The organism is Chamaesiphon sp. VAR_69_metabat_338, from assembly GCF_031423935.1.
Taxonomy (GTDB): Bacteria; Cyanobacteriota; Cyanobacteriia; order Cyanobacteriales; family Chamaesiphonaceae; genus Chamaesiphon.
The window spans coordinates 1-2,797 of sequence record NZ_JANPGM010000245.1 but is presented as its reverse complement, the minus strand read 5'-3'; the positions used below and the strand labels follow the sequence as shown (position 1 = coordinate 2,797).

At 44.6% G+C, this 2,797-nt stretch carries 3 protein-coding genes; 2 read left to right on the top strand and 1 reads right to left on the bottom strand.

Annotated features, from left to right (window positions below):
- A partial coding sequence (locus RMO84_RS07270; protein ID WP_310487801.1) for a S1 RNA-binding domain-containing protein occupies positions 1 to 346 on the top strand: 346 nt, incomplete at its 5' end.
- A 668-nt stretch (positions 347 to 1,014) separates the two neighbouring features.
- On the opposite strand, the gene RMO84_RS07265 is transcribed toward RMO84_RS07270, so the two are convergent.
- Complete coding sequence (locus tag RMO84_RS07265) at positions 1,015 to 1,983, bottom strand: protein rep (RefSeq protein ID WP_310487800.1); 969 nt, start codon at positions 1,981 to 1,983, stop codon at positions 1,015 to 1,017.
- A gap of 105 nt (positions 1,984 to 2,088) precedes the next feature.
- On the opposite strand from RMO84_RS07265, the gene RMO84_RS07260 reads away from it, so the two are divergent.
- The gene (locus RMO84_RS07260) at positions 2,089 to 2,661 is read left to right on the top strand and encodes a Uma2 family endonuclease (protein WP_310487799.1); all 573 of its coding nucleotides are present in this window, start codon (positions 2,089 to 2,091) and stop codon (positions 2,659 to 2,661) included.
- Positions 2,662 to 2,797 lie beyond the last annotated feature (136 nt).

Below are 2,797 nucleotides of genomic sequence, written 5' to 3'. Positions count from 1 at the left end.
CGACGATGATGGTACCGTAACCGTATCTGCTGTCGATAACGAGAAAGCCAAACGCGCGATTCAAATCGTCCAAGGCTTAACCCGCCGCCTCAACGAAGGCGATGTTTATGCCGGACGCGTGACCCGAATCATCCCGATCGGTGCCTTCGTGGAGCTGCTACCGGGCAAAGAAGGGATGATCCACATCTCCCAACTCGCCGATTATCGCGTAGGTAAGGTAGAAGATGAAGTCGGCGTCGGCGACGAAGTGATCGTCAAGGTGCGCGAAATCGACAATAAGGGACGCGTGAACCTGACTCGTCTGGGCATTCATCCTGATGAAGCTGCGGCTGCGAGAAGAGGATAGATTGTGAGTTGCGTAGACCCAACCCACCCCTCCGAGGAGGGGACTTTAGGAGCAAGGCAAAGATTAGATTTTGTATTGCGTAGAAAAATCCCCTCTTGGGAGGGGTGCCCATAGGGCGGGGTGGGTAGATCTTCGCAATCACCAAGACGAATCGAATGTTTTAGATAAAGATACCAGTCTGATGATTCTGTCAGGCTGGATTTTTATTGAGATATAAGGTTACTTGAATAGATGATTGGTGGCATAGCCGATAAACATTAATTTGAACTGAAGTTTGATTAGCACCTACCCACTAATTAAATACACAACAAATCTATGATCTATCATCTCGTTGAAATTTACCAAGTTCTAAAGTTAGCAAAAATCACTCTTGAGGTAATCAAACTACTAATGGAAATTGGAAAAATTAAATCCACTAAATAAAAGTAGATCGATTGAGCGGAAGTAGTAAACGCTACTTCTGCTGGATCGGACTTCGCAAAGCGATAGCTAGGTTACGGTAATACATCATGCTAAACCCTATCTACTTAGTGATATTCCCAATGCGCCCGCGCTCCAGTTTTGGGGGATCTATCTACGTTCTAAATTGCTGGAATGCAATATCTCGTACTATTTGTGCGTCTGTCTGTAGCTTGCAATTATCCCTACTAATTCTAGTAGTGTGCTAATTAGCTAACTATCTTGTATTTATTGTTGCTCTGCTGCCACCCAAACAATAGCTGTCTACGTTCTTCTCCCGCTTTGTCACCCTCTGTCTCAACTGATTCGATCGGATCTGAATCTAATTCTCGTAGATATTCTTTCAACACACCCCCGGTAGAAATTGCCCGCATATTGTGAAGTTGCTGCGTTAGCTCCAAAAACCACTCCCGATCGGCCACCATATCGCTTTCTTTCGTGCAGTATTTCAGTAATTCAGGAATTAGCACAGAAGGGTTCAGATCCTTCTTCACAGCCCGAATATCGATGACAGGGTTATAGTCTAATCGTAGACAGTCTCGCCACAGCTCGACCCATTCGGACTGTTTGATATAGCCATGACTGAAGTAACTAGCTGGAACCATTAATAGACAGTGAAAATGTGGATGAGCAGTTTCATATTTTCCTCTGGTAACTTCTGTAGCTTTTAACCAGCCAATTGCTGGAAACAGCTTCCGCCCGACCATTCGCTTGAAACTTTTATTCATCTCCGTTAAAGTGTCTCGCAGCTCAGTAATATGGATATTTTTCCGAGTTAAAGTCATAAACAGCCAGCGATGAGTCGGATACTGCTCGATGACCTTTGGTAACACCTGATAGGCTTTTGCTTTCCACTTCAAACTTCTTCGCCACTGGCAAACTGGGCAATGCCGCACTCTACAAAATCTTGTCGATCTGAGTTGGAGTCTCATCGCGTCACCATCTGCTGCTTTCAAATCAAACTCTAACAATTGGCTACATAAAGCAATTCGCTCGGCATATCGCTCAAATTTTGAACCAGCATAATGCAACTGAACCCGATCGGCAAATCGTCGATGCTTTTCCCAGGGTGTATCGTTGAGATTGTCAGGCAGTAATAATCGATCGATACTATTTGGCTGACTAGATATTTCGATCGATTTGGTTAGATCGGTGTTTCTTGCTTGTCGGAAAGGCACTACAAAACCGAGATAGAGCTTGTGTAGGATATCACAAGCTCGCACGTTTGATATTAACTTGATGATAAAATATCTGTACTATCTCAACCTGTGAGGTAAACGTCAATGACGATCGTAACTGCTAAATGGAGTCTCCAAGATTATCACCAGATAATCGAGACTGGCATCCTCGACGAGCGAAAAGTAGAACTAGTAAACGGGGAAATTATTGAGATGTCGCCAGAAGGTGCCCCGCACTCGTCCTACTGCGGTGAAATCGCTGAGTATTTACGCAGATTGTTGGGAAATCGAGCAAAAGTCCGCGAAGCTCATCCGATTACCTTGCCCGATAACTCCGAACCAGAGCCAGACATTGCGGTTGTTAGAACTCGATCGACATTATATCGAGATCGACAACCCTACCCAGAAGATATCTTTTGGCTGGTTGAAGTTGCTAATTCTACCCTTGCTAAAGATCTAGGCATGAAGAAAGATCTCTATGCTAATGCGGGAATTACAGAATATTGGGTGCTGAATCTACAAGCATCAGCCTTAGTTGTCTTTCGCGATCTAACTATTTCACAACGCGGAGGCTCCGCCAACGCTAGTTATCAATCTGAAACCATTTATACAAGCGGGTTGATTTCCCCTTTGGCTTTTCCCGATCTGAAGATCGATATTCAACAGTTACTTGCTTAGCTTTTCACCACGATCTCGATCGATTGGGTCGATCGATCTCCATACCTAAGATCGCTAGCAAAAACCGATCGATCGCATCTTTTGGGTGAAGAGGCGTAGGTTGGGTTGAGGAACGAAACCCAACATCTCAACAATC

Bases quoted from the DNA above. Each gene is read 5' to 3' on its own strand.
- RMO84_RS07260 (WP_310487799.1), top strand. From the start codon at position 2,089: ATGACGATCGTAACTGCTAAATGGAGTCTCCAAGATTATCACCAGATA.